We start from the raw sequence: 24,681 nt of genomic DNA, 5'->3' as shown, positions 1-24,681 counted from the left end.
AAACAACTTTTTGAACGAGGACTTGGAACGGAAAGCTGGAAAGAGCTGCTGAAAATAAAAAAAGTTGCAACAAAAAAAATTTCTATTGCAACTTTTGTGTTGATAAAAAAGGTGTTATTCCTTTTCGTACCGTTCCATTTCACGATCATAAAACGCATTGGCGAGTTCAATTAAACCCTCCATTTCAGCATTAAGTTCAGCTTCATCAAGGTCTTCTGCTTCTTCAATAAACTCTACTTCATCATCTTTTAGATTGATAATAAATCTTGGATAATCGAGGTGTATGATGAAAATATCTTCTGGAAAATCGGTATTGTCGCCGAGTAAAAATTTAGGTAATTCCATATTTGTTGTTAATTTGGTTATTCGATAATTTGGTTATTTGAAAATCGGAGGTGCGAATAACCAAATTAGCTTTTAAAAACTATTTATCTGATAAAATCACTGGCGTATTTTTTCCATTCATAAAAATGATTTTTGTGTTTGGAGAGGCAGCCAATTCTTTTTGTGCTTTTATTTGTTCGTATTGCAATTGTTTGTCTGTTAATCCCATAGATATAATACGTTGATAATCAGCGATTCCTTGCGCTTCTACACGTTTACGTTCTGCTTCTTGTTTTTCTTTCTGAAGTACGAAAGTCATTTTTTGAGCATCTTGTTCGGCATTAATTTTACTTTCAATTGATAGTTTAACAGAGGCTGGAAGATTAATATTTCGGATTAACAATTGTTCTAAAACAAGACCTCTTTTTTTGAAATCATCTTCAATACTTTTAAAAATTCGTTGTTGGAATTCATTTCTCTTCGTTGAATACAAAGCAACCGCGTCATAATAAACAGCGTTATCACGAATTCGAGTTCTTGTTACCGGGCGAACGATTTTATCTGAAAAATTCACCCCAATTTGCTTGAAAATTTTAGGAGCATCTGATGGAGAAATACGGTACAAAACCGTTAAATCAATAACCACTTCTAATCCATCGTTAGATAAAACTCGAATGGCATCATCGCCTTCTTGAGCCCCTTCAGAATGAATTGCCGACATGGTATAATTTTGGGTTTGGATATCAAAATCGGTTACGTCTAATAATGGATTTATTAAGTGCAATCCACTTTCTAGAATATCGGGTTGCACATTTCCGTAAAGCGATTGTACTCCAACTTTTCCTGCATCAATTTGCTTGAACATAGAAGAAAATAATCCAATTGCGATTACAAAAACGGCTCCAATTTTAAATAAACCTGCGAATTTTGTTAAAGGCGAGGCGTTGTTTTTCAGGGTTGACCCTATTAAAAACAAAATAATTCCAATAATTACTGAGAATATTACCATTTTTTTACAATTTTAATGACAAGTTTTTAAGCACTTGTTTGTTTGTTAGTATGTGAAAGCGAATATACAAAAATAATGCTGCGGTTGTTAGCCCTGCTAAAAGTCCTATCCAAATTCCAACAGCTCCTAATTCAGTGTATTTTCCGAGGTAATATGAGATAGGGAAGCCTACAACCCAATAGGCTACAAAGGTAATGTACATTGGTACTTTTACGTCTTGCAAACCCCGTAAAGCTCCTAAAACAACTACTTGAACTCCATCGGAAATTTGAAAAATAGCAGCTACCAAAAGTAGTTTAGAAGCGATAAAAATAACTTCTTTATTCTCAACTACTTGAGAAACATTGTTCATGTTTAGAAATAAATGAGGCAAGAAATTATGAAAAACCACGAATAATATCCCAAAAATAGTTTCTACAATAATTGCTAATAAAAATACTGATCTTGCTACTATGATTAATTTTTTATAATCCATTAAGCCTTTTTGATTTCCCACACGAATAGTGGCAGCAACGCTAAGACCCATTGCAAACATAAAAGTTGTAGTAGCTAATGTAAGTGCAATTTGATTTGCGGCTTGACTGGTTTTACCAATTGATCCTGAAAGCCAAATTGCTGCTGTAAATAGAGCGACTTCAAAAAGCATTTGCATGGCAGAAGGAATTCCTAGATTAGCAATTTTTCTAAGCATTGATTTTTTAATTTCTTTAAAACTAAAATTTTTGAAATAGGGTTTTAATTGGTTATTGTTTCGCATGATGAAATGCATGAAAACAACCATCATTATTCTGGAAATTACGGTTCCTAAAGCCGCACCTAAAATTCCTAATTTCGGGAAAATCCAAATGCCATAAATCAACATGTAATTAAAGAAAATGTGAACGACATTAGCCAATAAAATAGCGTACATAGAATATTTAGTTCTTGACAAACCGTCGGCAAATTGCTTGTATCCTTGAAAAATGATTACTGGAATTAATGAAAATGCAACCCAATCAATATAAGGAGCTGCTAAATCGACCACTTCTTTTGGTTGGTGCATTAAGAGCATTATTGGCTTAGCCAAAACTATTAGACTAAACAAAACTACTCCTAAAACCGTACAGGATAATAATCCGTGATGAAAAACAGAACGGATTTTCTTATCATTTTTTTCGGCATCCGCTTCAGAAACAAGTGGCGTAATTGCTGTTGAAAATCCAATTCCTATTGACATCCCAATAAAAACGAAACTGCTTCCCAATGAAACGGCTGCCAACTCAGTAGAACCGAGGTTTCCAACCATAATATTGTCAACAATTGCGATTAATGTATGCCCTAACATCCCAAGAATTACGGGGTATGCTAATTTGAGATTATAAGAAAACTCTTTCGTGTATTGTGTTAAGTTCAATGTTACGTTTTATTAAGTGTGCAAAGATAGCTGATTTTAAATGCGAAAATTATAAAATTATAAACAGAATTTCTTACTAAAATTCGCAAAAATGAATATGATTATTTCTCGATTTCTCTCAAATGCTCTATTTTTTTGTGCGCAAGGAAACCTGCAATATCTTCAAAATGTTCTTTCACACGTTTGTTTCCAAATTCAAAAACCTTTGTAACTAGTCCGTCAAGGAAATCTCTGTCATGAGAAACAAGAATTAAAGTCCCGTCAAAATCACGTAAGGCATCTTTAATGATGTCTTTAGTTTTCATGTCTAAATGATTAGAAGGCTCATCAAGAATTAATAAATTTACTGGTTCTAACAATAATTTTATCATCGCCAAACGGGTTTTCTCTCCGCCAGAAAGCACTTTTACTTTCTTGGTAACATCATCACCATGAAACATAAAAGCTCCGAGTATGTCTTTGATTTTTGTTCGTACATCACCAACAGCAATATTGTCAATAGTTTCAAAAATAGTAGCGGTTTCATCTAATAAAGCAGCTTGATTTTGAGCAAAATAGCCGATTTGGGAATTATGACCAATTTCTAAACTACCGCTATTGATTTCGATTTGCTTCATAATGGCTTTGATCATTGTCGATTTTCCCTCACCATTTTTTCCAACGAAAGCTACTTTTTGTCCTCGTTCAATAACCAAATTTGCATTTTCAAATACAACATGATTACCATAGGATTTTGATAAATCTTTAACTATTACTGGATATTGTCCCGAACGAGCTGCTGGAGGAAATTTTAATTTTAATGCCGAAGTATCTACTTCATCAACCTGAACAATTACTAGTTTTTCTAACATCTTAACACGAGACTGAACTGCATCGGTTTTAGAAAAAGTGCCTTTAAATCGGTCAATAAAAGTTCTGTTGTCAGCAATCATGCGCTGTTGCTCATCATATGCTTTTTGTTGGTGCACTCTTCTATCTTTTCTGAGCTCTAAATAATGAGAATATTTGGCTTTATAATCATAAATTCTTCCCATCGTAACTTCTATGGTACGATTGGTAATGTTGTCAACAAAAGCCTTATCATGAGAAATCACAACAACAGCTTTCGCAGCATTTATCAAGAAATCCTCTAGCCATTGAATACTCTCGATATCCATGTGATTTGTAGGTTCGTCTAATAAGATCAAGTCTGGTTTTTGCAAAAGGATTTTAGCCAATTCGATTCTCATTCTCCATCCACCAGAAAATTCCGATGTTTGACGTGTAAAATCTTCACGAACAAAACCTAATCCAATAAGAATTTTCTCGACTTCGGCCTCATAATTAACCTCTTCTATTGCATAAAATTTCTCGCTTAAATCAGAAACTCTTTCAATCAACTTCATATAGGCATCACTCTCATAATCGGTACGAATCGTTAATTGCTCATTGATTTCGTCTATTTCGGCTTTCATAGAAAAAATTTCGCCAAAAGCTTTGGAAGTTTCTTCCAAAACGGTTGCGCCATCTGTGGTCAATAAATGTTGCGGCAAATAGGCAATAATAGCTTCTTTTGGAGCAGAAATAGTACCCGTTGAAGGCTTACTTTGACCCGCAATTATTTTTAATAATGTGGATTTTCCAGCTCCGTTTTTACCCATTAAGGCAATTTTATCATTTTCATTTATAGCGAAAGAAACATCACTAAAAAGGGTACTTCCTCCAAATTGAACGGAGATATCGTTAACTGTAATCATATTTGACGAGTGAAATTTAAAAGCCGCAAAGATAGATTAAAAAGAGAAATAGACTGTTGTAAATTAAAGGTGAAAGTAAAAATTTTCGAAATATTATTTACAATTACATATAGAATCCAAATGAATTATTATTTCTCTAAATAAAGAGAGGTTGTTTGACACTTTTGGATTTTTCGTGAATGTGCTTTATAAAAATAAAAAATTAACTTTATTTTATAGATTACTATTTTTTGGCATAGTAATTGTTAAATATTTTAACAGTTGCAAAAGAATGCTTTTTTTTTGAAAAAAAATTAAAAAATAATTTTTACATATTAAAAAAATTATATCTTTGCATCGAATTAATAATTAACCTTTTATAATTAAGTAAGATGAAAAAAGTACTTTTAAGTTTAGCATTTGTTGCTGTTTTAGCAACTGTTTCTTGTAAAAAAGCTGAAGAAGCTCCAGTAGAAGCTCCTGCTGTTGAAGCTCCTGCTGTTGACACTACTGCTGTAGTTGCTGACACTACTGCTGCTGCTCCAGTTGAAGCTGCTCCAGTTGCTCCAGCTGCTGCTCCAGCTGCAAAAAAATAATTAGAAATTAGTTTCTAAGGATTTTAAAAAGCCACGCAATGCGTGGCTTTTTTTATTGCTTTTATTTTAATCCAATAAAATATTTTCAAAGATCATAATTATTTATTATTCAATATTTAGAAATAAAGTATAGGATTATGCAAACCCAATTTGCGCATTCAATCGCTTTACTAATTCATTGGCAACGGCAATTCTAAATTCCTTTTTACGGTATTTAGTTATCGATTGAACTCCAAAAATAACATTGGTAATAAATAATTCGTCTGCTTTTTGAAGGTCAAAAGGAGAAATAGGTTCCTCAACTACTTTCAAACCTTCAATTTTTGAAGCCAAACCTAAAATTTGCTTTCGCATTACTCCGTTCAAACAACCTTCTGAAATCGGCGGCGTAATCAATTTACTTTCAAAAACCATAAATAAATTGCCGTTCAATGCTTCAATTACGTTTTTGTCATTATTTAGTATCAGGCAATTATCCAATCCGTTTTCGTTCGCAAAAATACTTCCAGTGATATTGATGATTTTATTGGTCGTTTTAATGGAGGAAAGCAATTGCTTGGCAACATAAAAATCCTTATATAAATCTACTTCATATATCCTTGTCACGTTGGAATAGATTGTGTTTTCAATAGCGACGCAATTTATCAAAAAAGAAACCGACTGCTGCTTTGGCAAATAATAACCACCTTCATTTCTATAAAAAGTAATTCTAGCCCTTGCGGAAGCTTGTAAACCATTGGCAGTAGCTAAATTTATTACTTGCTCTTCAAAATATTCCATAGTAAAATTCATTGGAATCTCCATCCTTACAATGCGCATTGAAGCCATTAATCTAAAATAATGATCTTCGAGAAAAAGAATCTTATTGTCAATTATTTTTAGGGTTTCAAAAACACCATCGCCATATAGAAAGGCACGATTATTAACCAATAAATTAGTTTCTGATGAAGTAATAATTCCGTTGAAGTTTATCATATAAAAAAAGTCACGCTTAATGCGTGACAAATATAAGACTAAATTACGAACATCTAAACAGAGCCAATCACGTGTTTTAGGTCAGAAATTTGACTTTCCCAAAGCAACCTTACCTCGCTTAAATCTTCTTCCAAAGCATAATCTGTAACCATCAAAGAAACATCTTTTGTGATTTCATCTTCAAGAATACGAAGTTCAAAATAAAAATCAGTATCTTTATTGTCATCGTCAATCCATCTAAATTTTACTTTTTCATCTGTTTTTTTTGAATAAAGACGTGCCTTTTCTTCCGAGCCATCCCAAATGAATGTGAAAAATTCACCTCTAGAATTTACATTATCGGCAAACCATTCAGAAAGTCCGGAAGGTGTAGAAATATATTGATATAATAATTGAGGAGATGCGTTTAAAGGGAATTCAAATTCGTATTTTACTTTAGTATCCATGTTATCTTGTAATATTTTTTGGAAATATATAGATTAAATTACGAATAAAAAAGCATTTTAAAATATATTTTTTTTTCTTCGATATATATTTGCAACATCTGATTTATGTTTTATATTTGCACCCGCATTCAAAATGCAAATAACCGCAAAAATGGCGAGGTAGCTCAGTCGGTTAGAGCGCAGGATTCATAACCCTGAGGTCACGGGTTCAACTCCCGTCCTCGCTACTCTACAACCCCCTTAATATTTAGGTATTAAGGGGGTTTTTACGGGTTTTAATGAAAAAATAAAAAAATTCTTCAGTGAGGAAGTTGAAGTATCTAAAGACTTTAATCCTTACTATCACTACAAAAAATGAGATTTTTTCAAGTGAGGAAGTATTATGACAAAAACAGAAGAAAATTAATAATTCAGCAATTAAATCGGGGTGGAAATATGGATTTAATCTGTTAAAATATTTAAATCTATTTCATAATTTGTAATCCTATTTTATTTTTACTACGAAGTAATAAAAAAATCCTATTTTTACACCGTGAGAAAAACAATCGCAATATCGTTCCTATTTATGTTCCTTTGTGCCAACACAGAAATTGGACAATTATTGAAATTACCAAACTTAATAGCACATTTTACAGAACATCACGACCACGAAGATGAACACAATATTTCATTTCTTGATTTTGTAAAAAGTCATTACAATAACAATCCCAAACATTCTGATACCGACAAACACGACGAGCATCAAAACTTACCTTTCAAAACAATCAATACACCCGTAAATACGGTTATTGCTTTTGAAAACCAGTCTACTATTTTATTCAAAAAACCAATAAGTATTGCACTAAACAATACTGTGCCTTATCACAGAGAATTTTACACTTCTAATGTTTTTGCCTGCATTTGGCTTCCACCCAAATTGATTTAATGATTTTTTTTATAATAATTAATTAGTAATAGTCAAACTATTTCTGATTAGGTATTGAAATGCTATTTGCTATTTATTTTTAGCGAACGGTACTTTTATCAATTTTCATTAAAATCAAAGTTATGCTGAATAAAATCATAGAATTTTCAATAAAAAACAAACTCATTGTTGGGCTATTTATTGTTGCGCTTATCGGTTATGGAAGCTATCAATTTACCAAATTACCCATCGATGCCGTTCCCGATATTACCAATAATCAAGTTCAAGTAATCACTTCCGCACCATCATTGGGCGCAACCGATATTGAACGCTTAATTACCTTTCCAATCGAACTAGCCAATAGTAACATTCCCGGACTAAAAGAAATTCGTAGTTTTTCTCGTTTCGGATTGTCGGTGGTAACTATTGTTTTTGATGATGCAACCGACGTCTATTGGGCGAGGCAACAAGTAACCGAAAGGCTAAGTGCGGTCAAAGACCAAATTCCAAAAGGTATTGGTTTGCCTACATTGGGACCTGTAACTACGGGTTTGGGCGAAATCTATCAATATGTAGTTAGGGCAAAAACAGGATACGAAAAAAAATATGATGCTGTCGAACTACGAACCATACAGGATTGGATTGTACGCCGTCAATTATTAAGCGTTGAAGGTGTTGCTGAAGTGAGTAGTTTTGGCGGTAAACTAAAACAATTTGAAATTGCTATCGACCCAAATAAATTGCAATCCTATAACATTACCGTTGCAGATGTTTTCACAGCTTTAGAAAAAAACAATCAAAATACAGGTGGTGCATATATTGAAAAAGGTCCAACAGTTTTATATATCAGAAGTGAAGGATTAATCAACACAATCGAAAACATAAAAGACATTTCTATTAAAAACACCAATAGCGGAAGTCCATTATTTATTCGTGATGTTGCCGATGTTCGCATCGGAAGTGCTATTCGTTATGGAGCAATGACTTACAACGGAAAAGGCGAAGTTTCGGGTGCAGTGGTAATGATGCTAAAAGGCGCAAACAGTAATATTGTTATCAAAAACATTAAAGAAAGAATTGCACAAATCCAAAAAACATTGCCCGAAGGAGTGGTTGTAGAACCATTTTTAGACCGTACCAAAATGGTAAACAATTCTATTTCTACCGTTGGTAAAAACCTTTTGGAAGGCGCAATTATTGTGCTTTTAGTATTAATCTTCTTTTTAGGAAATGTACGAGCAGGTTTAATTGTGGCTTCGGTTATTCCGTTGGCTATGATGTTTGCAGTAATTTTAATGAATTTGTTTGGCGTAAGCGGAAATTTAATGAGTTTAGGCGCATTAGATTTTGGATTGATTGTAGATGGTGCAGTGATTATTGTTGAAGCCTGTTTATTCAGTTTACACAGTCGAAAGCAAGGAGAAATTTCGCAAAACGAAATGGACAAAACTGTTTTAGAAACTTCGGTAAGAATGCGAAATGTTGCCGTTTTTGGGGAATTAATTATCCTGATTGTTTACATTCCAATTTTCACTCTGCGAGGTATTGAAGGTAAAATGTTTTTGCCAATGGCACAAACCATCGCCTTTGCTTTGTTTGGTGCTTTTGTTTTGTCATTGACTTATGTTCCAATGATGACCTCTTTATTTTTGAATAAAAAAGCATCTCACAAACAAACATTTTCGGATAGAATGATGGCTAGATTAGAAAATTTCTACCAGCCACTTTTAGAAAAAGCATTAGCAATTCCTAGAATAATTATCGGAACTACATTAACATTATTTGTTTTGGCAATCATTACACTTTCATTTATGGGTGGCGAATTTATGCCATCGTTAGAAGAAGGCGATTTTGCAGTAGAAACGCGAGTTTTACCGGGAAGTAATCTACAAACTTCAATGACTGCAATTTCTCAAGGTGCAAAAATATTGTTAGCCAAATTTCCAGAAGTTGAAAAAGTAGTCGGTAAAACAGGAAGTTCCGAAGTGCCAACCGACCCAATGCCCATCGATGCAAGTGATATGATGGTTATTCTAAAAGATAAATCTGAATGGACATCAGCATCAACTTTCGATGAATTATCAGAGAAAATGGCAAAAGAACTCGAAGCCGTTCCGGGCGTTTCTTATGGTTTTCAATACCCAGTTCAAATGCGTTTCAACGAATTAATGACAGGTGCAAGACAAGACGTTGTTTGCAAAATATTTGGAGAAAATTTAGATACTTTAGCTTTATATGCCAACAAATTAGGAAAAATTGTAAGCACTGTAAAAGGCACATCTGACCTTTATGTAGAATCTGTTACAGGAATGCCACAAATTGTAATTGACTATAATCGACCCGCAATTGCGCAATACGATTTGAATATTGAAGACATCAATCGAATTGTTAACACCGCTTTTGCAGGACAAAGCACAGGATTGATTTATGAAGACGAAAAACGATTTGATTTAGTCGTTCGTTTGGCTGTAGAAAAAAGAAAAGATTTGGCAGATGTTCAAAATCTATTAATTCCAACACCGAGCGGTTCACAAATTCCACTATCGCAATTAGCAAAAGTTGAAATTACCGAAGGTCCAAATCAAATTCAACGTGAAGATGCCAAACGCAGAATTGTAGTTGGGTTTAATGTTCGTGGTCGTGATGTTCAAAGCATTGTAAAAGAGTTGCAAGATAAAGTCGGTACACAATTAAAGCTTCCTGCGGGTTATTATGGTACTTATGGAGGCGCGTTTGAAAATTTAGAACAAGCAAAAAATAGGTTGCTAATTGCTGTTCCTATTTCGTTATTATTAATTTTGGTTTTATTGTATTTTGCTTTCAAATCTATAAAGCAAGGATTATTGATTTATTCGGCTATTCCATTGTCTATGATTGGTGGTATTTTCTTTTTGGCAATGCGAGGTATGCCTTTTAGTATCAGCGCAGGAGTTGGATTTATTGCTTTATTTGGTGTGGCGGTTTTAAATGGTTTGGTATTAATAGCCGAGTTCAACCGCATAAAAAAATCAGGCGAAACCGATTTAAAAGCAATTGTACTACAAGGAACAAGAATACGTTTACGTCCTGTTTTAATGACAGCACTTGTAGCATCATTAGGATTTTTACCAATGGCATTAAGTAATGGTTCGGGTGCAGAAGTACAAAAACCGTTGGCAACCGTTGTTATTGGCGGATTAATTGTTGCCACATTCTTAACTTTATTTGTTTTACCAATTTTATATATAATGTTCGAAAAAGGAATTAAATTGAAATCAAGAAAGAAAAACTCAATAGTAACAATCATTTTATTAGGACTGTTTTTTTCTTTTCAAAGTGTTAATGCACAGGAAAAAATCTCTTTAGATAAAGCAATTGAAACTGCTTTACAAAAAAATCTAAAGGTTAAAAACCAAAAACTCAATTCAGAATATTTACAAAAAATGACTAAAATAGCTTATGATATTCCGAACACAGGAATTATTAGCGAATACGGTCAATTCAATAGTAATGTGAATGATCTAAAACTTGGTGTTTCGCAAAGTATCAAATTCCCAACGGTTTACAAAAGACAAAAACAACTTTTAGTAGCACAAGCAAAAACAGGCGAATGGAACGAAGCTTTGCAAAAAAAGGAACTAACCAAGCAGGTAACACGTGTATTTTATGAACTTGTTTATCTAAAAGAAAAAGAAAAATTGTTGCTAAAAAGCGATAGCATCTATTCTGAATTTTTACGAAAATCAACACTTCGTTTTGATAAAGGTGAAAGCAATATTTTAGAAAAAGCAACTGCCGAAAACCAATCGGGGCAAATAAAAATTCAATTGCAGGAAGTCCAAAGCGATTATAAAATTGTGTTATCTCAATTCAAAATGTTACTAAATGCAGATAAAGATTTTGTTCCTTTTTCAGCTAAAATCAAAATGGATTTTGATGAAAAAGTTACCGATAATGAAACGACAAATTACCCAAGTATTAAATTATTTGAGCAAGAAGTGACCATAAATAAAGCGGAAATAGCACTTGAAAAATCTAAAAAATTACCCGAATTAATTGGTGGTGTCTATTGGCAAACGTTCAAAACCGATATAGCTAATCAAAACGGCTATAATGGCGTTTACGGACAGTTTGGAGTTGCATTACCGTTATTCAATTCCTCATTCAGTAACAGAAAAAAAACATTGGAAACCAAAACCCAAATTGCTGAAAACAGTTTGAATTTTGAAAAACTGAAACTGCAAAACCAGTATCAAAATTTGTTGCAAGAATATCAAAAGAACAAAACAACCATCGAATACTACGAAACCAAAGCTTTGAAAAATGTAGATTTAGTAACCAATACCGCTAATAAAAAATTCATTGGTGGAGACATCAATTATTTAGAATGGGTAATGCTAATTAATCAAAATACCGAAATTCAAAGTAATTATATTGAAGCAGTTAAAAAAGGAAATGAAACCATAATTAATTTAATTAACTTAACATCAAAATAATATGAAAAATATATTCATTACAATCACAGCCGTTCTTTTCCTTACTTCTTGCGGAAACAAAAAATCTCAAGAAGAAACTAGCGAAACACCAACAATAGAAAACGTTACAACACTTACCGATGCACAAATAAAAAATGCAGGTATTCAAACAGGAAAAATAGAGCAAAAAGAAATTTCTGCCACATTAAAACTGAATGGAAAAATTGATGTGCCTCCACAAAATTTAGTGTCTATAAGTGTACCAATGGGCGGCTATTTAAAAAGCACTAAATTGTTAGAAGGAATGTTTGTAACCAAAGGGCAAGTTTTGTGCGTTGTCGAAGACCAACAATACATTCAATTGCAAGAAGATTACTTATTAGCAAAAGCAAAAATAGGTTATGCCAAAGCCGAATTTGAACGCCAAAAAGAATTGAACCAAAGCAAAGCTAGTAGCGACAAAGTATATCAACAAGCACAAGCAGAATACAATTTGCTTTCGGTAATGGTGCAATCATATAGCGAAAAACTAAAATTCGCAGGGATAAATCCAAATAATGTGTCAGCAAAAAGCATTTCAAAAAGTATCAATGTCTATTCGCCAATAAGCGGTTATATTTCTAAAGTCAATGTAAATACAGGTAAATATGTAAACCCAAGCGACATTTTATTTGAAATTGTAAATCCTTCCGACATTCATTTGGCATTAACTGTTTTTGAGAAAGACATTAATAAATTAGCAATTGGTCAATCATTAATAGCTTACACCAATACTAATCCAGAGAAAAAATATTCCTGTAAAATCATATTAATTGGCAAAGATTTTTCAGAAAATAGAAGCACCGAAATGCAGTGTCATTTTTCCAATTATGACAAAGCTTTATTACCGGGAATGTATATGAATGCAGAAATTGAAATAAAAAGCCAACAATCAAACGTTTTACCATCTGATGCTATCGTAAGTTATGAAAACAAAAATTATGTTTTTGTAGCCAAACAAAACAAGCGATTTGAGATGAAAGAAGTTATCGTTGGAAACTCTGAAAATAACTTTACAGAAATTCTTTCAGACTATTTTAATAAAGAAAGTATTGTAATAAAAGGAGCTTATTCACTTTTGATGAAAATAAAGAATGTGGAAGATTAAAAAAGATATCTTTAACAATAAATATAATGAAATTTGAATTCTAATCAATTAGATTAAAATCAATTGATAAACTCAATCAAATCAACAGATGCTCCAAGTGAGGAAACAGAGTGAGGAAATGATTGATTTTTCAATATTGATTATTTAAAAACCTATATTTTAAAGGGGGTTTCGCATCTTGAAAATATTCAAGGTATTTTCATAACCCTGAGGTCACGGGTTCAACTCCCGTCCTCGCTACTCTACAACCCCTTAATATTTATATGTTAAGGGGTTTTTTATTGGCAGTTAATCTTATTAGTGTTTTATGGAGTAAGGAATTAGAGTAAGGAATTTTTAAATATAACATCTATTTTTACCGCAAAACGAGAACATATAAATTCTGAGAACAGGAAAATAATTTTAAAATGTCGCTTAACTAAAATTACGGATTTATTTTACATATCCAGAGTCCGTGTCTTATTGTACCATTATTTTTAATTTAGCTTCATCGTGTTCTTTGAAAGCATTAGATGATTCTAATAATAGTTTTAATTCTTCCAAAATACCAGCAAATGCCTTTTGATGAACAATTATGTTAATTATTTCTACAGATTACTGATTGTTTTTTGGTGCAGGAAATTGACTTTCCATTTTCCATTTGAAAGTATTGATTCTATTTTTTAATTTTGTTAGCTCATCGATTATTTCTTCAAAAGATGGTGAATCAATGTAAATCATTTGTTCTTGCAATGTTTTATAATCGGATTTCCAGTCTTCCATAATTTCTGGAATAGGTAATGGATTTATAGTTTGTGGCTGATGTAAATTATAGTTTACGCCTCCAACTCGAGTAAATCGATACCTGTGTTTTACAATGGTTTCGTAAAGTTCGTTGTCATTCAAAGCAATTTCTCCAAATTTTGTTTTAGATAATTGGTAAATGTCATATAAATGCCTGCTTAATCTATCTACCCTTATTTTAGTTTTTGGTTTCTGAAATTCTTCTTGTAGCAGGAATATCTTTTCTAAAAAAGTACGTTCTGGATTTACCGAAGGAACGTTTAAAGGTAGTTGCGAAAAATCTGATTCAGGATATTCTGTATCTATTAATGATGTGAAGAACTTTACAGTGTAGGGTTCCCGTAAGGAACGACAACCAATTTCGATTTGTATTCTCGGTTGAATGTATCCTGGAACTTCTACTTCATTATTGTAATTTAAAATAATAATTACAGGGTCTTGATCACTGTTTACTGTAGCAACAATTTCCCACCTTATATCGTTAAATCCTTTTTCTCTAAATTTATTTATCAATTGAGGATAGAAAATTTCAGTCAGGTATTTATTCGCTTTTTTGCGGAGTGAACTAATTTCTTGTTTTGATACTTCTCCTTCGAAACCAAAAAACTCTCTGTCGATAGCCAAATCAATGTCTTCAGAGAATCTGTCAATTAAATTCCAAGCTTTGCTTAATGATGTTCCCCCTTTGAAAACTAGATATTTTCCAATTTCCATTTCAAATATGATGCTTAATGTTTGCATTACCCACCAATCTTTTTCAACTGCGAAAGCTAACAATCCAATTGTATCTCCTGTTTTTTGTAGGATGTTAATTTTTTCGTTTTTTGGTAACGTATAAAAATTTATTTTTTCCATTTATAGTGCTTTTTGCATTATTTTTTTTATCCAAACTGGAGCCAATTGAATGTCGTGTTCTAAATTAATTGGATTTTCTTTTTTAAGGAGTTCGATTATTATTTTTTCTTCGGCTTCGGTTGTTTTGTCTATCCCTATTTCTCTTAATGCTTGTAATACCAAACTACTGATTTCTCCTTTTGCTAACAAATTTTTAGGGGTTGTTTTTTTGAATTTTATAGACCGTTTTCCTATTTTTATTTCTCGAGGTGCCCCATCCGTTAGAAATACTAATTTCATTGGTATTTGCGTACTTAATCCTAAAGCGTTTAAGGCATAGACTCCTGTTGGAACTATTCTAATTCTATCTCTTTTGGCAATTCCTTTTGCTACTACTTCTGCTGAAGGCAACACTTCTCCCACGTATTTACTGATTATTGGTCTTGCATAAATACCTTGTGCCACTCTTTTTACAACCTCTTGTTTTTCTAACCGATGCAACGCCAAACGTACGGCTTCCGAAGAACCATATTTATTGAAGTCTTCAGGAAACAATAATGTCCCTCGCTTTGTTTTTAAAATAATGTCTTTTATTTGTTTTTCGGTGCTTTGCATCTTTATTGGATTGCTTAATTTGTAACAAAAATAGTAAAAATTTGTTACAAAATAAGTTGAGTAAGATTATTTTTAGTTACAGCATTTATTCTTAACTTCATTTTTTTACCTCAATTTCTTGTCTTTGTGGGTAAGTATTGCAAATCCATAATTGAACGAAGTTGGTTTTCGTAATAGTTTTCTATTTCAAAAGCTAACAGATTTAGATGACGTTAGTAATTGAATTAATCGTATACATTTTAACCAATAACAAAATAGGCAAACTTAATAGTAAAAAAAAATATTAGAAATACTTGAAAAAGTTACGTTTAAATCATTCCAAATTTTATTAGCAAGTAACGTTTAATACATATGAACATAATTTAAAATCCCAATCGATATTTTATAAAAAAAAAGTATTTGAAATAAAAAAATAAGTATATTGAACTCGAAATTTAATTCAAAAACAGTACTCCTGTTAGCCTACGCTTGAGCATTTTAAAATTACCCAATTATTTATATGGGTTTGCTGCAGTAGTTTTTTGTCTTGTAGTGGTAAGACTAGTTATTATCACATTCTTATTGTACCATTATTTTTAATTTAGCTTCATCGTGTTCTTTGAAAGCATTAGATGATTCCAATAGTAGTTCTAATTCTTCCAAAGTACCAGCATTTAAGGTTGCACTAAATTCTTGTGCACGTTGTAGCATTTTTATATAAGCCAAGGGGTCTTGTTGCCTTGTTAATCTTCTTAATGCACCTAAATAATCGTCTCGATAGACTGTAGGAATTATGATTCTAGTTTGTTCTGCTTTGACTAATTCAGCGTTCATCATTACTCTCGCGATTCTTCCATTACCATCTAAAAATGGGTGAATTTCACTAACCATAAACATAACATAAGCCGCTTTTGCAAATGGGTCTGTAAGTGCTTTGTAATAATCAAAACCTTTTATTAAAGTCCCTTTTACTAATTCAAAATCTACAAAAAACGTTTCACCCGCACGGTTGTTTTTATCTTTAAATACACCCGGCATTTTTGATGTTCTAGCCTCCAATAGCAATCGGTGTCTGTATTGAAGAATATCGACGAACTCCTCAGGTTTAGATGGAGTAATATTCATTTCAACTTTACTACTGACCAATTTATACGTTCCCAATATGTCGTGAGAATCTTCATCGCGATTGAACATTGGTGTATCGGTTTCGATGATGTTTTTGGCCTCTATTACTTCAAATCGAGTTCCCTCAATATAATTTGAAAAATAGGATTCAAAAAAAGCAAAGTTTTTAAAAGCAGTGTTGGAAGTGTTTTTATCGATTACGTTTTTAAATTCTCTCTGTTTTAATTCTATAAATAGTATTTCAAACAAATCGATTCTGGATTGGTCATACGGATTTCCAAATGCTCGAGCGATTGCCCTTGGCGATGATAATATCTTGGAAGGCTGAGTGGATAACAAGGCACTGATAAGCTTGTTTAATTTTTCAAACTCTTTTTGCATACCTAATTTCTCGGCGATTACTTTTGCATTATCTCTAATCTGATTCAGTCCCTCTTCCCCTTTTACTTGTGCGATTTTTTCTAGTTTATTTTCTAATTCAGAAATTGATATCGTTTTAGATTCTGGACCTGTTTTTCTTGATGATTGAAGATTTTCTAAAAAAGCTCTTTCTTGCTGCGAAACAAATAGTTCTCCTGAGAATGAATTGTCGCCTTCAATTGCTCCAATACCTTCCATAAAACGAATTATTATTCCAGGTAATTCAATTTTTTTGGTATAGGTATAGGTAACAAATATTTGACCTGTGGTGGTTGGTTTAAATTCAATTGCAGAACGATGGCTTAATAGTGAGCCAGGATATAAATTTCCTAGTATAGAAAAAATATTCCTTTTGATAATAACCTCATCGCTATCGACAAAGTTAGAGGTGAAAATACGAGGAGCAATTTTTTTAATTTTACCGGTGTTTTCAAGCAAAGCAATTTGCTTTCTTACTTTTTTATCACTCGAAGAATAAATAATTTCTTGTAGGTGCGTTGGGATATAATTTTCCATTAGTTCTACTTTATGTAAGCAAAACTATGCTTTATTTTCCACTAAAATGTTATTTTTGGGCTTTTTTTTCCATTATAAACGAAATAAGTTTTAAAAAGTAGGGTGTAATGTACATAAACACATCAATATAATCAAAATTGATTTTTTAAGAAAAAACAATAATTTAAATAAAAAAAAGTATAAATTGCACTCGAAATTTAATTCAAAAACAGTACACAAAAACAGTACACCAAACCGTACACCATTTTTAAAGAAATCATCTTTTTTGGCATATAAAAGGGGGCAAAAATCGAGTAAAAACTCAATTCATAACCCTGAGGTCACGGGTTCAACTCCCGTCCTCGCTACTAAATGTAATAATTTTAAATCTACGGATTAGTTTTCTCTAATCCGTTTTTTTATGTATAAAATATTTTAGCTTTTGCAGTATAGTTAAGTGTATAAATAAAACCAGAAAACTAACTAATACCAATCATTATGCAAATTTTTCTCTCCAATATATAGCATAACACCAAAAGAAACATTATAATGAAAACCAACAGTTGGCACGTAATCTGGCGAAATTAAAGAACCGTCAAATCTATAATGTTGTTTGAAGTTTAACACAGAAGAAAAATCAGTAAATAAAGCGATTTTATTATTCAATTTAAATTGAGGCGTAACACCCATAACTAAAGACCCTATTTGCTCCGTAAAATTATTACCCACAGGTCTTGATAAAGTATAACCTACTCCAGCATGGGTAAGCAATCCCAGCTTTTCATGAGATATATATAACAAATCCAAATCTTTTCCAATATTATACACCAATTGAGCCCCAAATCTATTAAAATAGGTTCCAATGTTACTGTTGCTATCCGAAATAAACCGATCGTTAACATATTCTAATCGAACACCAAACTTTTCAGAAAACATATATCGGCCTGCAATATTAATATTATTAAATCCCGAAAAACTCGTGTTATACTTTGTTAAATAGGGCTGTACTGTACCCGTATAACCATAAGAAAGTTCAATAGATAGACTATTGTAATTGGATTGTGAATACCCCAAAAAACTAAACATTAATATAGTTACAAAGTATTTAATCATTTTTCAAATATTTAATTAATATTGTAAAAATAAATAAATAAAAAGATTTTTTGGTGTCTTTTTATTTATTTAAAATTAAAGATTTTATTTTTACTTTTTTATGAGGGTGAAATTAGTATATCCAGAAGGGAATAAAAGAAATGGAACCATAAATTATTTATTACTATCACTTGCTTTTGCAAACCAATAATCGGATAATTTATCATAATCTATTGGTGTTGCGGGAGCTTGTTTTACCAATCTTCCGCTGTTAAAAGCGCGTTCTAAAATGGTTTCTATGAGGTAATCTTCGTTGACTTCATAAGGCGCATAACCCGTTTTTAGGCTAATGTCAAATAATCGGGCGGTAGTGTTTGACCAAAATGCTTTCCAGCCACTTTTGTGTTCTTTTATTAAATCGTAGGTGGTTTGACCAGTTTGACGGTAAATTAATTTCACGAGAATTTGCCCTTGTTTACGGGACAATTTTTTGAGTTTATCGGTAAATTCATTCTCGACATAGTCCTCTACGATTTTGAAATATTTTCGTTTGTCTCTATTTGTTTTTAGGATTGCCATATTTTTATTCAAGCCCGTCAATCTTTCGGAAGCGATTTTTGCAAATGGATATACTTTGTAAACTCGGTTTTGAAGAATCAAAAATTGCTTTTTACTTTCGGGATCAAGTTTGTATTTGTGAATGATAACTTCTTCCAAAAGGATTGGAGCTTTCAGAATAGTGTCGTTTTCTTCGTTAAATTCTTGAACTTTCAGCGTATCTGATTTTACTACTTGAGCAAAAGAACTTAAAGAAAGTAGGAGGCAAAAAAGGATATAGCGGACTATTTTCATTTGAAACGTTATTTATTTGTCAAAAATATACTTTTTATATATCAAGTGTGATGCCAAATTTATAAATTAGCGAAAAAAATATTTTATGAGTACAAAATCGATATTAAAAGACACCTCACTTGCTTTTTTAGAGCAGTATTTGAATAATGCTTCGCCAACTGGTTTTGAAGCAGAAGGACAGAAAATTTGGATGGATTATTTGAAACCCTATGTGGATACTTTTATAACGGATACTTATGGGACGGCTGTGGGAGTTATCAATCCTGACGCGTCTTACAAGGTGGTTATTGAAGGGCATTCGGATGAAATTTCTTGGTATGTGAATTATATTACGGAGGACGGATTGATATATGTTATCAGAAATGGTGGTTCAGACCATCAAATTGCACCTTCAAAAATTGTTAATATTCACACTAAAAACGGAATTGTGAAAGGCGTTTTTGGCTGGCCTGCCATTCACACTCGAAATCGAGATAAAGAGGAAAATCCAAAAATTAGCAACCTTTTTATTGATACGGGTTGCGACAATAAAGCGGCTGTTGAAAAAATGGGAGTTCACGTGGGTTGCGTAATTACGTATCCTGATGAGTTTATGATTATGAACGAAAACAAATTTGTTTGCCGTGCAATTGACAATAGAATGGGCGGTTTTATGATTGCCGAAGTGGCTCGTTTGCTTCACGAAAACAAAGTAAAATTGCCTTTTGGATTGTACATAACCAATTCTGTTCAAGAGGAAGTTGGTTTGCGAGGTGCCGAAATGATTACGAAAACTATAAAACCAAACGTTGCAATTGTAACGGATGTTTGCCACGATACTTCAACTCCTATGATTGATATGAAAATTGAAGGCGAGATAAAAATTGGTAAAGGTCCGGTAATTACCTACGCGCCGGCAGTTCAAAATAATTTAAGAGAATTGATTTTAGATGCTGCTTTGGCAAATGAAATTCCGTTTCAAAGATTGGCATCGTCACGAGTTACAGGAACGGACACCGATGCTTTTGCCTATAGTAATGGCGGTGTGGCGTCGGCATTAATTTCACTTCCTTTGCGATACATGCACACTACTGTGGAAATGGTGCATCGTGAAGATGTTGAAAATGTGATAAAATTGATATACGAGAGTTTATTGAAAATAGAAAATAACGAAACATTTTCTTATTTTAAATAGAAATTAAATCGCATTTAAAGTATATAAAGGGCAAACTGAATCGGTTTGCCCTTCATATTTTGTGAATAATGCATAAAAAAAGCCATTCGAAAGAATGGCTTTTTTTATAAAATAAATAAAATTAGATTTTGAATCTTTTTCTATCCGTTTCTGTCAAATATATTTTTCTCAAACGAATAGATTTTGGTGTAACCTCAACATATTCATCTTTTTGAATGTATTCTAATGCTTCTTCAAGTGAGAAAATAATCGGTGGAATAATTCTTGCTTTTTCATCATTTCCGGAAGAACGAACATTCGATTGTTTTTTCTCTTTGGTCACGTTTACACACATATCATCACCACGAGAATTTTCTCCAATTACTTGACCTTCGTAAATTTCAGCATTTGGTTCAACAAAAAACTTACCACGATCTTGCAATTTATCGATCGAATAAGGAATGGCTTTTCCTTTTTCCATAGAAATCAATGACCCTTTGTTACGTCCAGAAATTTCTCCTTTGTAAGGCTCATATCCTATAAAACGGTGTGCCATAATTGCTTCACCAGCAGTAGCAGTAAGCAATTGGTTACGCAATCCAATAATTCCACGAGATGGGATATTGAATTTTATAATCATACGTTCCCCTTTCGTTTCCATACTCAACATTTCTCCTTTACGTAAAGTTACAAACTCTACCGCTCTTCCTGAAAGTGATTCTGGTAAATCGATGGTTAACTCCTCAATTGGCTCACATTTTTTACCATCAATTTCTTTGATAATAACTTGTGGTTGACCAATTTGCATTTCATATCCTTCTCTTCTCATGGTTTCAATAAGAACAGACAAGTGCAATACGCCACGACCAAAAACCATGAATTTATCAGCAGAATCAGTTTCACCTAACTTCATCGCTAAGTTTTTCTCTAATTCTTTTGTCAAACGATCTCTAATGTGACGAGAAGTTACAAATTTACCTTCTTTACCAAAGAAAGGAGAGTCATTAATTGTAAACAACATACTCATAGTTGGCTCATCAATAGCAATAGTTTGTAACGCTTCTGGATTTTCAAAATCAGCGATTGTATCTCCAATTTCAAATCCTTCAACTCCTACAATTGCACATATATCTCCAGCAACTACTTCTTGAACTTTTTTACGACCTAAACCTTCAAAAGTGTGTAATTCTTTAATCCGGGATTTCATTATTACACCGTCTCTTTTACACAATGAGATTGGCATTCCTTCTCTCAAAACACCTCTTTCCAAACGACCAATAGCGATACGGCCTGTAAATGCTGAGAAATCTAATGAAGTGATTAACATTTGTGGTGTTCCTTCAGAAACTTTTGGGGCAGGTACATTTTCAATAACCATATCCAATAATGCTTCCACATTGTCAGTTATGTTGTCCCAATGATCCGACATCCAGTTATTTTTAGCAGACCCGTAAACAGTTGGAAAATCTAACTGCCACTCTTCTGCGCCTAATTCATACATTAAGTCGAAAACTTTTTCGTGAACTTCTTCAGGAGTACAGTTTTCTTTATCTACTTTATTGATTACAACGCAAGGTTTCAAACCTAAATCAAGTGCTTTTTGTAATACAAAACGGGTTTGTGGCATTGGCCCTTCAAAAGCATCAACTAGCAAACAAACGCCATCAGCCATATTCAATACACGCTCTACTTCACCACCAAAATCGGCGTGACCAGGAGTATCGATAATGTTGATTTTTGTTCCTTTGTAAACTACAGAAACATTTTTTGAAGTAATTGTGATCCCTCTTTCACGCTCTAAGTCGTTGTTATCAAGGATTAAGTCACCTGTGTTTTCGTTGTCACGAAATAACTGACAGTGATACATAATTTTATCAACCAAAGTTGTTTTACCGTGATCGACGTGGGCAATAATTGCAATGTTTCTAATAGATTCCATCTGTGATTTTTAATGGGTGCAAAGGTACACTTTATTTTCACATAATCCTCATTAATTATTGAGTACCGCCTTCTTTCCTTATGGATAGTGACTTTATAGCTATATTCTTAACGTTAAATTAATGGGTAAAATTCTTTTTTAGGTATTTAAAAAGTGCTATGAACGACAAAAGCTCCCGAATAGTCGGAAGCTTTTGTGTATAAAAGTGATTTACTAATTACAGTTTTGCAACGTGTTTAGTTAATTTAGATTTCAAATTTGAAGCTTTGTTATCATGAATGATATTTTTCTTAGCTAATTTATCGATCATAGAAATAACACTTGATAATTTAGATGTTGCATCTGTTTTATCAGTAGCAATTCTTAATGCTTTGATAGCATTACGAGTTGTTTTGTGTTGGTATCTGTTTAATACTCTTCTCTTTTCGTTACTTCTAATTCTCTTTAAAGCTGACTTATGATTTGCCATTTTACTTGTGTTTTTTAAATTATTTATAAAATATCAGTTAAAAAAGAAAAACCTCCCACAATTATTGACACAATCACTTTGGTTTTAACTAATAAAACAAAAACTCGAGACACAAGTTTGAATTTTACAAAACTTATTTACAACTAATTTGTAGTCCGTGGGAGAATCGAACTCCCATTTCTTGGATGAAAACCAAGTGTCCTAACCGGTAGACGAACGGACCATTATAGCACATTAATTTTAAAACTTGTAGTCCGTGGGGGAATCGAACCCCCCTTTCCTGGATGAAAACCAGAGATCCTAACCGATAGATGAACGGACCGAGCTTTTGTAATGCGGATGCAAAAATACAACTATTTTTTATTCGAGCAATAGCTGATGTATATTTTTTTCGCTTTTTTTAATACGCCTTAGCAAACAATACCCTTCCAACTGATGGACTGCTAGTAAAAACACAGCTTCCCGCCTCTTCTATTCTGTCCAAAGGGATACATCTTATGGTAGCTTTGGTTAAATCCTTAATTTTTTCTTCTGTCTCAGGTGTTCCATCCCAATGTGCTGATACAAAGCCACCTTTGTTGTCTAAAATCGATTTAAACTCTTCAAAACTATTGACTTCTGTAACGTGGGTATCCCGATAATTTAATGCTTTATCAAATAAATCTTTCTGAATTTGCGCTAATAAATCGCTGATATAGATTTCAATTCCTTCATTAGAAACAACTTCTTTATACAAAGTATCTCTTCGAGCCACCTCAAAAGTTCCGTTTTCTAAATCTTTTGGACCAACAGCAATTCGAATCGGAACGCCTTTCAATTCCCACTCGGCAAATTTAAAACCTGGCTTTTGAGTAGTTCTATTGTCATATTTTACAGAAACATTCAATTTTTTTAAAGCCAACATTACGATATTTACGGCAGTAGAAATTTCCTCTAATTGCTCGTCCGATTTATAAATTGGAACAATAACCACTTGAATCGGAGCTAAATTTGGTGGCAAAACCAATCCTTGATCATCGGAATGCGTCATTACAAGCGCACCCATCAATCGGGTTGAAACTCCCCATGAAGTTCCCCAAACATATTCTTGCTTTCCTTCGGCAGTTGCAAATTTAACATCAAATGCTTTAGCAAAATTCTGCCCTAAAAAGTGAGAAGTTCCCGCTTGCAAGGCTTTTCCGTCTTGCATCAACGCTTCAATACAATAGGTTTCGTCGGCACCTGCAAAACGTTCTGTTTCGGTTTTTAGCCCTTTTATAACTGGCATCGCCATAAAATTTTCAGCAAATTCAGCATATACGTGCATCATTTTTTCTGATTCTTCAACTGCCTCGTCTTTTGTTGCGTGAGCAGTATGTCCTTCTTGCCATAAAAATTCGGCAGTTCGTAAAAATAAACGGGTACGCATTTCCCACCGAACTACATTTGCCCATTGGTTAATTAACAATGGTAAATCTCTATACGATTGTACCCATCCTTTATAGGTTGACCAAATAATTGCTTCACTTGTAGGCCGAACAATCAGTTCTTCTTCCAATTTTGCATTGGGATCAACCATTAGTTTCCCTGGTTTGTCAGGGTCATTTTTTAATCGGTAATGGGTAACAATAGCGCATTCTTTTGCGAAACCTTCTGCATTTTTTTCTTCGGCTTCAAACATACTTTTGGGAACAAATAAAGGAAAATAAGCATTTTCATGTCCTGTTTCCTTGAACATTCTATCTAACTCTGCTTGCATTTTTTCCCAAATTGCATATCCGTAGGGTTTTATTACCATACAGCCTCTAACGCCTGAGTTTTCGGCAAGATCAGCTTTGACAACTAACTCATTATACCATTTTGAATAATCTTCAGATCGTGTTGTTAAGTTCTTGCTCATGATAAAATAATTTGGCACTAAAATTGTTTAACTAAATTTAACTAAATAGTTCGGCAAAACTAACTAATTTTGTAATGAACAAC

General features: G+C 32.9%; 19 protein-coding genes and 3 tRNA genes. 6 read left to right on the top strand and 16 right to left on the bottom strand.

The genetic code is table 11. The features are described from left to right. Positions 1–114: 114 nt before the first annotated feature. The 4 genes from AC9UEH_RS08435 to abc-f all read right to left on the bottom strand — a co-directional run bounded on the left by AC9UEH_RS08435 (position 115) and on the right by abc-f (position 4,462). Complete coding sequence (locus tag AC9UEH_RS08435; protein ID WP_509530726.1) at positions 115–345, bottom strand: DUF8828 family protein; 231 nt, start codon at positions 343–345, stop codon at positions 115–117. Between the two features lie 79 nt (positions 346–424). Further along, on the bottom strand, positions 425–1,333 hold the full coding sequence (locus AC9UEH_RS08430; RefSeq protein ID WP_509530724.1) for a prohibitin family protein: 909 nt from the start codon (positions 1,331–1,333) through the stop codon (positions 425–427). Between the two features lie 4 nt (positions 1,334–1,337). Beyond that, positions 1,338–2,726 carry an MATE family efflux transporter gene (locus AC9UEH_RS08425; RefSeq protein ID WP_509530722.1) on the bottom strand — a complete coding sequence of 463 codons (1,389 nt, stop codon included), beginning with the start codon at positions 2,724–2,726 and terminating at the stop codon, positions 1,338–1,340. 101 nt (positions 2,727–2,827) lie between these two features. Further along, positions 2,828–4,462, bottom strand: coding sequence for a ribosomal protection-like ABC-F family protein (gene abc-f, locus AC9UEH_RS08420; RefSeq protein ID WP_509530720.1), 1,635 nt, complete (start codon positions 4,460–4,462; stop codon positions 2,828–2,830). A gap of 371 nt (positions 4,463–4,833) precedes the next feature. Here abc-f and AC9UEH_RS08415 point away from each other — a divergent pair, with 371 nt between their 5' ends. Further along, a complete protein-coding gene (locus AC9UEH_RS08415; RefSeq protein ID WP_509530718.1) occupies positions 4,834–5,037 on the top strand; it encodes a hypothetical protein in 204 nt (67 codons plus the stop codon). 135 nt (positions 5,038–5,172) lie between these two features. Here AC9UEH_RS08415 and AC9UEH_RS08410 read toward each other — a convergent pair whose 3' ends face one another. Both AC9UEH_RS08410 and AC9UEH_RS08405 read right to left on the bottom strand, forming a co-directional pair. After that, on the bottom strand, positions 5,173–6,012 hold the full coding sequence (locus AC9UEH_RS08410) for an aminotransferase class IV (RefSeq protein ID WP_509530716.1): 840 nt from the start codon (positions 6,010–6,012) through the stop codon (positions 5,173–5,175). A gap of 53 nt (positions 6,013–6,065) precedes the next feature. Continuing rightward, positions 6,066–6,458 carry an START-like domain-containing protein gene (locus AC9UEH_RS08405; RefSeq protein WP_509530714.1) on the bottom strand — a complete coding sequence of 131 codons (393 nt, stop codon included), beginning with the start codon at positions 6,456–6,458 and terminating at the stop codon, positions 6,066–6,068. A gap of 153 nt (positions 6,459–6,611) precedes the next feature. On the opposite strand from AC9UEH_RS08405, the gene AC9UEH_RS08400 reads away from it, so the two are divergent. The 4 genes from AC9UEH_RS08400 to AC9UEH_RS08385 all read left to right on the top strand — a co-directional run bounded on the left by AC9UEH_RS08400 (position 6,612) and on the right by AC9UEH_RS08385 (position 12,963). After that, a tRNA-Met gene (locus AC9UEH_RS08400) sits at positions 6,612–6,685 on the top strand. A gap of 305 nt (positions 6,686–6,990) precedes the next feature. Next, positions 6,991–7,383 (top strand): hypothetical protein, encoded by a 393-nt coding sequence (locus AC9UEH_RS08395; RefSeq protein WP_509530712.1) that lies wholly within the window; start codon positions 6,991–6,993, stop codon positions 7,381–7,383. A gap of 122 nt (positions 7,384–7,505) precedes the next feature. Next, complete coding sequence (locus AC9UEH_RS08390; RefSeq protein WP_509530710.1) at positions 7,506–11,837, top strand: CusA/CzcA family heavy metal efflux RND transporter; 4,332 nt, start codon at positions 7,506–7,508, stop codon at positions 11,835–11,837. A gap of 1 nt (position 11,838) precedes the next feature. Further along, the gene (locus tag AC9UEH_RS08385) at positions 11,839–12,963 is read left to right on the top strand and encodes an efflux RND transporter periplasmic adaptor subunit (RefSeq protein WP_509530708.1); all 1,125 of its coding nucleotides are present in this window, start codon (positions 11,839–11,841) and stop codon (positions 12,961–12,963) included. A gap of 594 nt (positions 12,964–13,557) precedes the next feature. On the opposite strand, the gene AC9UEH_RS08380 is transcribed toward AC9UEH_RS08385, so the two are convergent. The 5 genes from AC9UEH_RS08380 to AC9UEH_RS08360 form a co-directional block, all read right to left on the bottom strand. Next, positions 13,558–14,601, bottom strand: a complete 1,044-nt coding sequence (locus AC9UEH_RS08380; RefSeq protein ID WP_509530706.1) for a nucleotidyl transferase AbiEii/AbiGii toxin family protein — start codon at positions 14,599–14,601, stop codon at positions 13,558–13,560. Then, the gene (locus tag AC9UEH_RS08375) at positions 14,602–15,195 is read right to left on the bottom strand and encodes a DUF6088 family protein (RefSeq protein WP_509530704.1); all 594 of its coding nucleotides are present in this window, start codon (positions 15,193–15,195) and stop codon (positions 14,602–14,604) included. A 558-nt stretch (positions 15,196–15,753) separates the two neighbouring features. Beyond that, entirely contained in the window at positions 15,754–17,235 is a 1,482-nt protein-coding gene (locus tag AC9UEH_RS08370; RefSeq protein WP_509530702.1) for a Fic family protein, read from the bottom strand. A gap of 462 nt (positions 17,236–17,697) precedes the next feature. Further along, positions 17,698–18,327 carry a hypothetical protein gene (locus AC9UEH_RS08365; RefSeq protein ID WP_509530700.1) on the bottom strand — a complete coding sequence of 210 codons (630 nt, stop codon included), beginning with the start codon at positions 18,325–18,327 and terminating at the stop codon, positions 17,698–17,700. A gap of 153 nt (positions 18,328–18,480) precedes the next feature. After that, complete coding sequence (locus tag AC9UEH_RS08360) at positions 18,481–19,158, bottom strand: DUF4294 domain-containing protein (protein ID WP_509530698.1); 678 nt, start codon at positions 19,156–19,158, stop codon at positions 18,481–18,483. Between the two features lie 85 nt (positions 19,159–19,243). Here AC9UEH_RS08360 and AC9UEH_RS08355 point away from each other — a divergent pair, with 85 nt between their 5' ends. Then, on the top strand, positions 19,244–20,332 hold the full coding sequence (locus tag AC9UEH_RS08355) for a M42 family metallopeptidase (protein WP_509530696.1): 1,089 nt from the start codon (positions 19,244–19,246) through the stop codon (positions 20,330–20,332). A 121-nt stretch (positions 20,333–20,453) separates the two neighbouring features. Here AC9UEH_RS08355 and typA read toward each other — a convergent pair whose 3' ends face one another. From typA to proS, 5 genes are all read right to left on the bottom strand, one after another. Further along, complete coding sequence (gene typA, locus AC9UEH_RS08350; RefSeq protein WP_509530694.1) at positions 20,454–22,250, bottom strand: translational GTPase TypA; 1,797 nt, start codon at positions 22,248–22,250, stop codon at positions 20,454–20,456. A gap of 217 nt (positions 22,251–22,467) precedes the next feature. Beyond that, the gene (gene rpsT / locus AC9UEH_RS08345; RefSeq protein WP_035673520.1) at positions 22,468–22,719 is read right to left on the bottom strand and encodes a 30S ribosomal protein S20; all 252 of its coding nucleotides are present in this window, start codon (positions 22,717–22,719) and stop codon (positions 22,468–22,470) included. Positions 22,720–22,870: 151 nt separating this feature from the next. After that, positions 22,871–22,942, bottom strand: a tRNA-Glu gene (locus AC9UEH_RS08340). 27 nt (positions 22,943–22,969) lie between these two features. Beyond that, positions 22,970–23,041 (bottom strand) — tRNA-Glu (locus tag AC9UEH_RS08335). A 78-nt stretch (positions 23,042–23,119) separates the two neighbouring features. Then, complete coding sequence (proS, locus tag AC9UEH_RS08330; RefSeq protein ID WP_509530691.1) at positions 23,120–24,598, bottom strand: proline--tRNA ligase; 1,479 nt, start codon at positions 24,596–24,598, stop codon at positions 23,120–23,122. Between the last annotated feature and the right edge of the window lie 83 nt (positions 24,599–24,681).

The organism is Flavobacterium sp. (genome assembly GCF_040402835.1).
In the GTDB taxonomy this organism is placed as follows: Bacteria; Bacteroidota; Bacteroidia; order Flavobacteriales; family Flavobacteriaceae; genus Flavobacterium.
The sequence above is the reverse complement of the archived record's forward strand: the minus strand, read 5'-3'. Positions and strand labels throughout refer to the sequence as shown.

Coding starts and splice junctions, on each gene's coding strand:
- AC9UEH_RS08435 (WP_509530726.1), bottom strand. CDS start 345: ATGGAATTACCTAAATTTTTACTCGGCGACAATACCGATTTTCCAGAA.
- AC9UEH_RS08430 (WP_509530724.1), bottom strand. CDS start 1,333: ATGGTAATATTCTCAGTAATTATTGGAATTATTTTGTTTTTAATAGGG.
- abc-f (WP_509530720.1), bottom strand. CDS start 4,462: ATGATTACAGTTAACGATATCTCCGTTCAATTTGGAGGAAGTACCCTT.
- AC9UEH_RS08415 (WP_509530718.1), top strand. CDS start 4,834: ATGAAAAAAGTACTTTTAAGTTTAGCATTTGTTGCTGTTTTAGCAACT.
- AC9UEH_RS08410 (WP_509530716.1), bottom strand. CDS start 6,012: ATGATAAACTTCAACGGAATTATTACTTCATCAGAAACTAATTTATTG.
- AC9UEH_RS08405 (WP_509530714.1), bottom strand. CDS start 6,458: ATGGATACTAAAGTAAAATACGAATTTGAATTCCCTTTAAACGCATCT.
- AC9UEH_RS08390 (WP_509530710.1), top strand. CDS start 7,506: ATGCTGAATAAAATCATAGAATTTTCAATAAAAAACAAACTCATTGTT.
- AC9UEH_RS08385 (WP_509530708.1), top strand. CDS start 11,839: ATGAAAAATATATTCATTACAATCACAGCCGTTCTTTTCCTTACTTCT.
- AC9UEH_RS08380 (WP_509530706.1), bottom strand. CDS start 14,601: ATGGAAAAAATAAATTTTTATACGTTACCAAAAAACGAAAAAATTAAC.
- AC9UEH_RS08375 (WP_509530704.1), bottom strand. CDS start 15,195: ATGCAAAGCACCGAAAAACAAATAAAAGACATTATTTTAAAAACAAAG.
- AC9UEH_RS08370 (WP_509530702.1), bottom strand. CDS start 17,235: ATGGAAAATTATATCCCAACGCACCTACAAGAAATTATTTATTCTTCG.
- AC9UEH_RS08365 (WP_509530700.1), bottom strand. CDS start 18,327: ATGATTAAATACTTTGTAACTATATTAATGTTTAGTTTTTTGGGGTAT.
- AC9UEH_RS08360 (WP_509530698.1), bottom strand. CDS start 19,158: ATGAAAATAGTCCGCTATATCCTTTTTTGCCTCCTACTTTCTTTAAGT.
- AC9UEH_RS08355 (WP_509530696.1), top strand. CDS start 19,244: ATGAGTACAAAATCGATATTAAAAGACACCTCACTTGCTTTTTTAGAG.
- typA (WP_509530694.1), bottom strand. CDS start 22,250: ATGGAATCTATTAGAAACATTGCAATTATTGCCCACGTCGATCACGGT.
- rpsT (WP_035673520.1), bottom strand. CDS start 22,719: ATGGCAAATCATAAGTCAGCTTTAAAGAGAATTAGAAGTAACGAAAAG.
- proS (WP_509530691.1), bottom strand. CDS start 24,598: ATGAGCAAGAACTTAACAACACGATCTGAAGATTATTCAAAATGGTAT.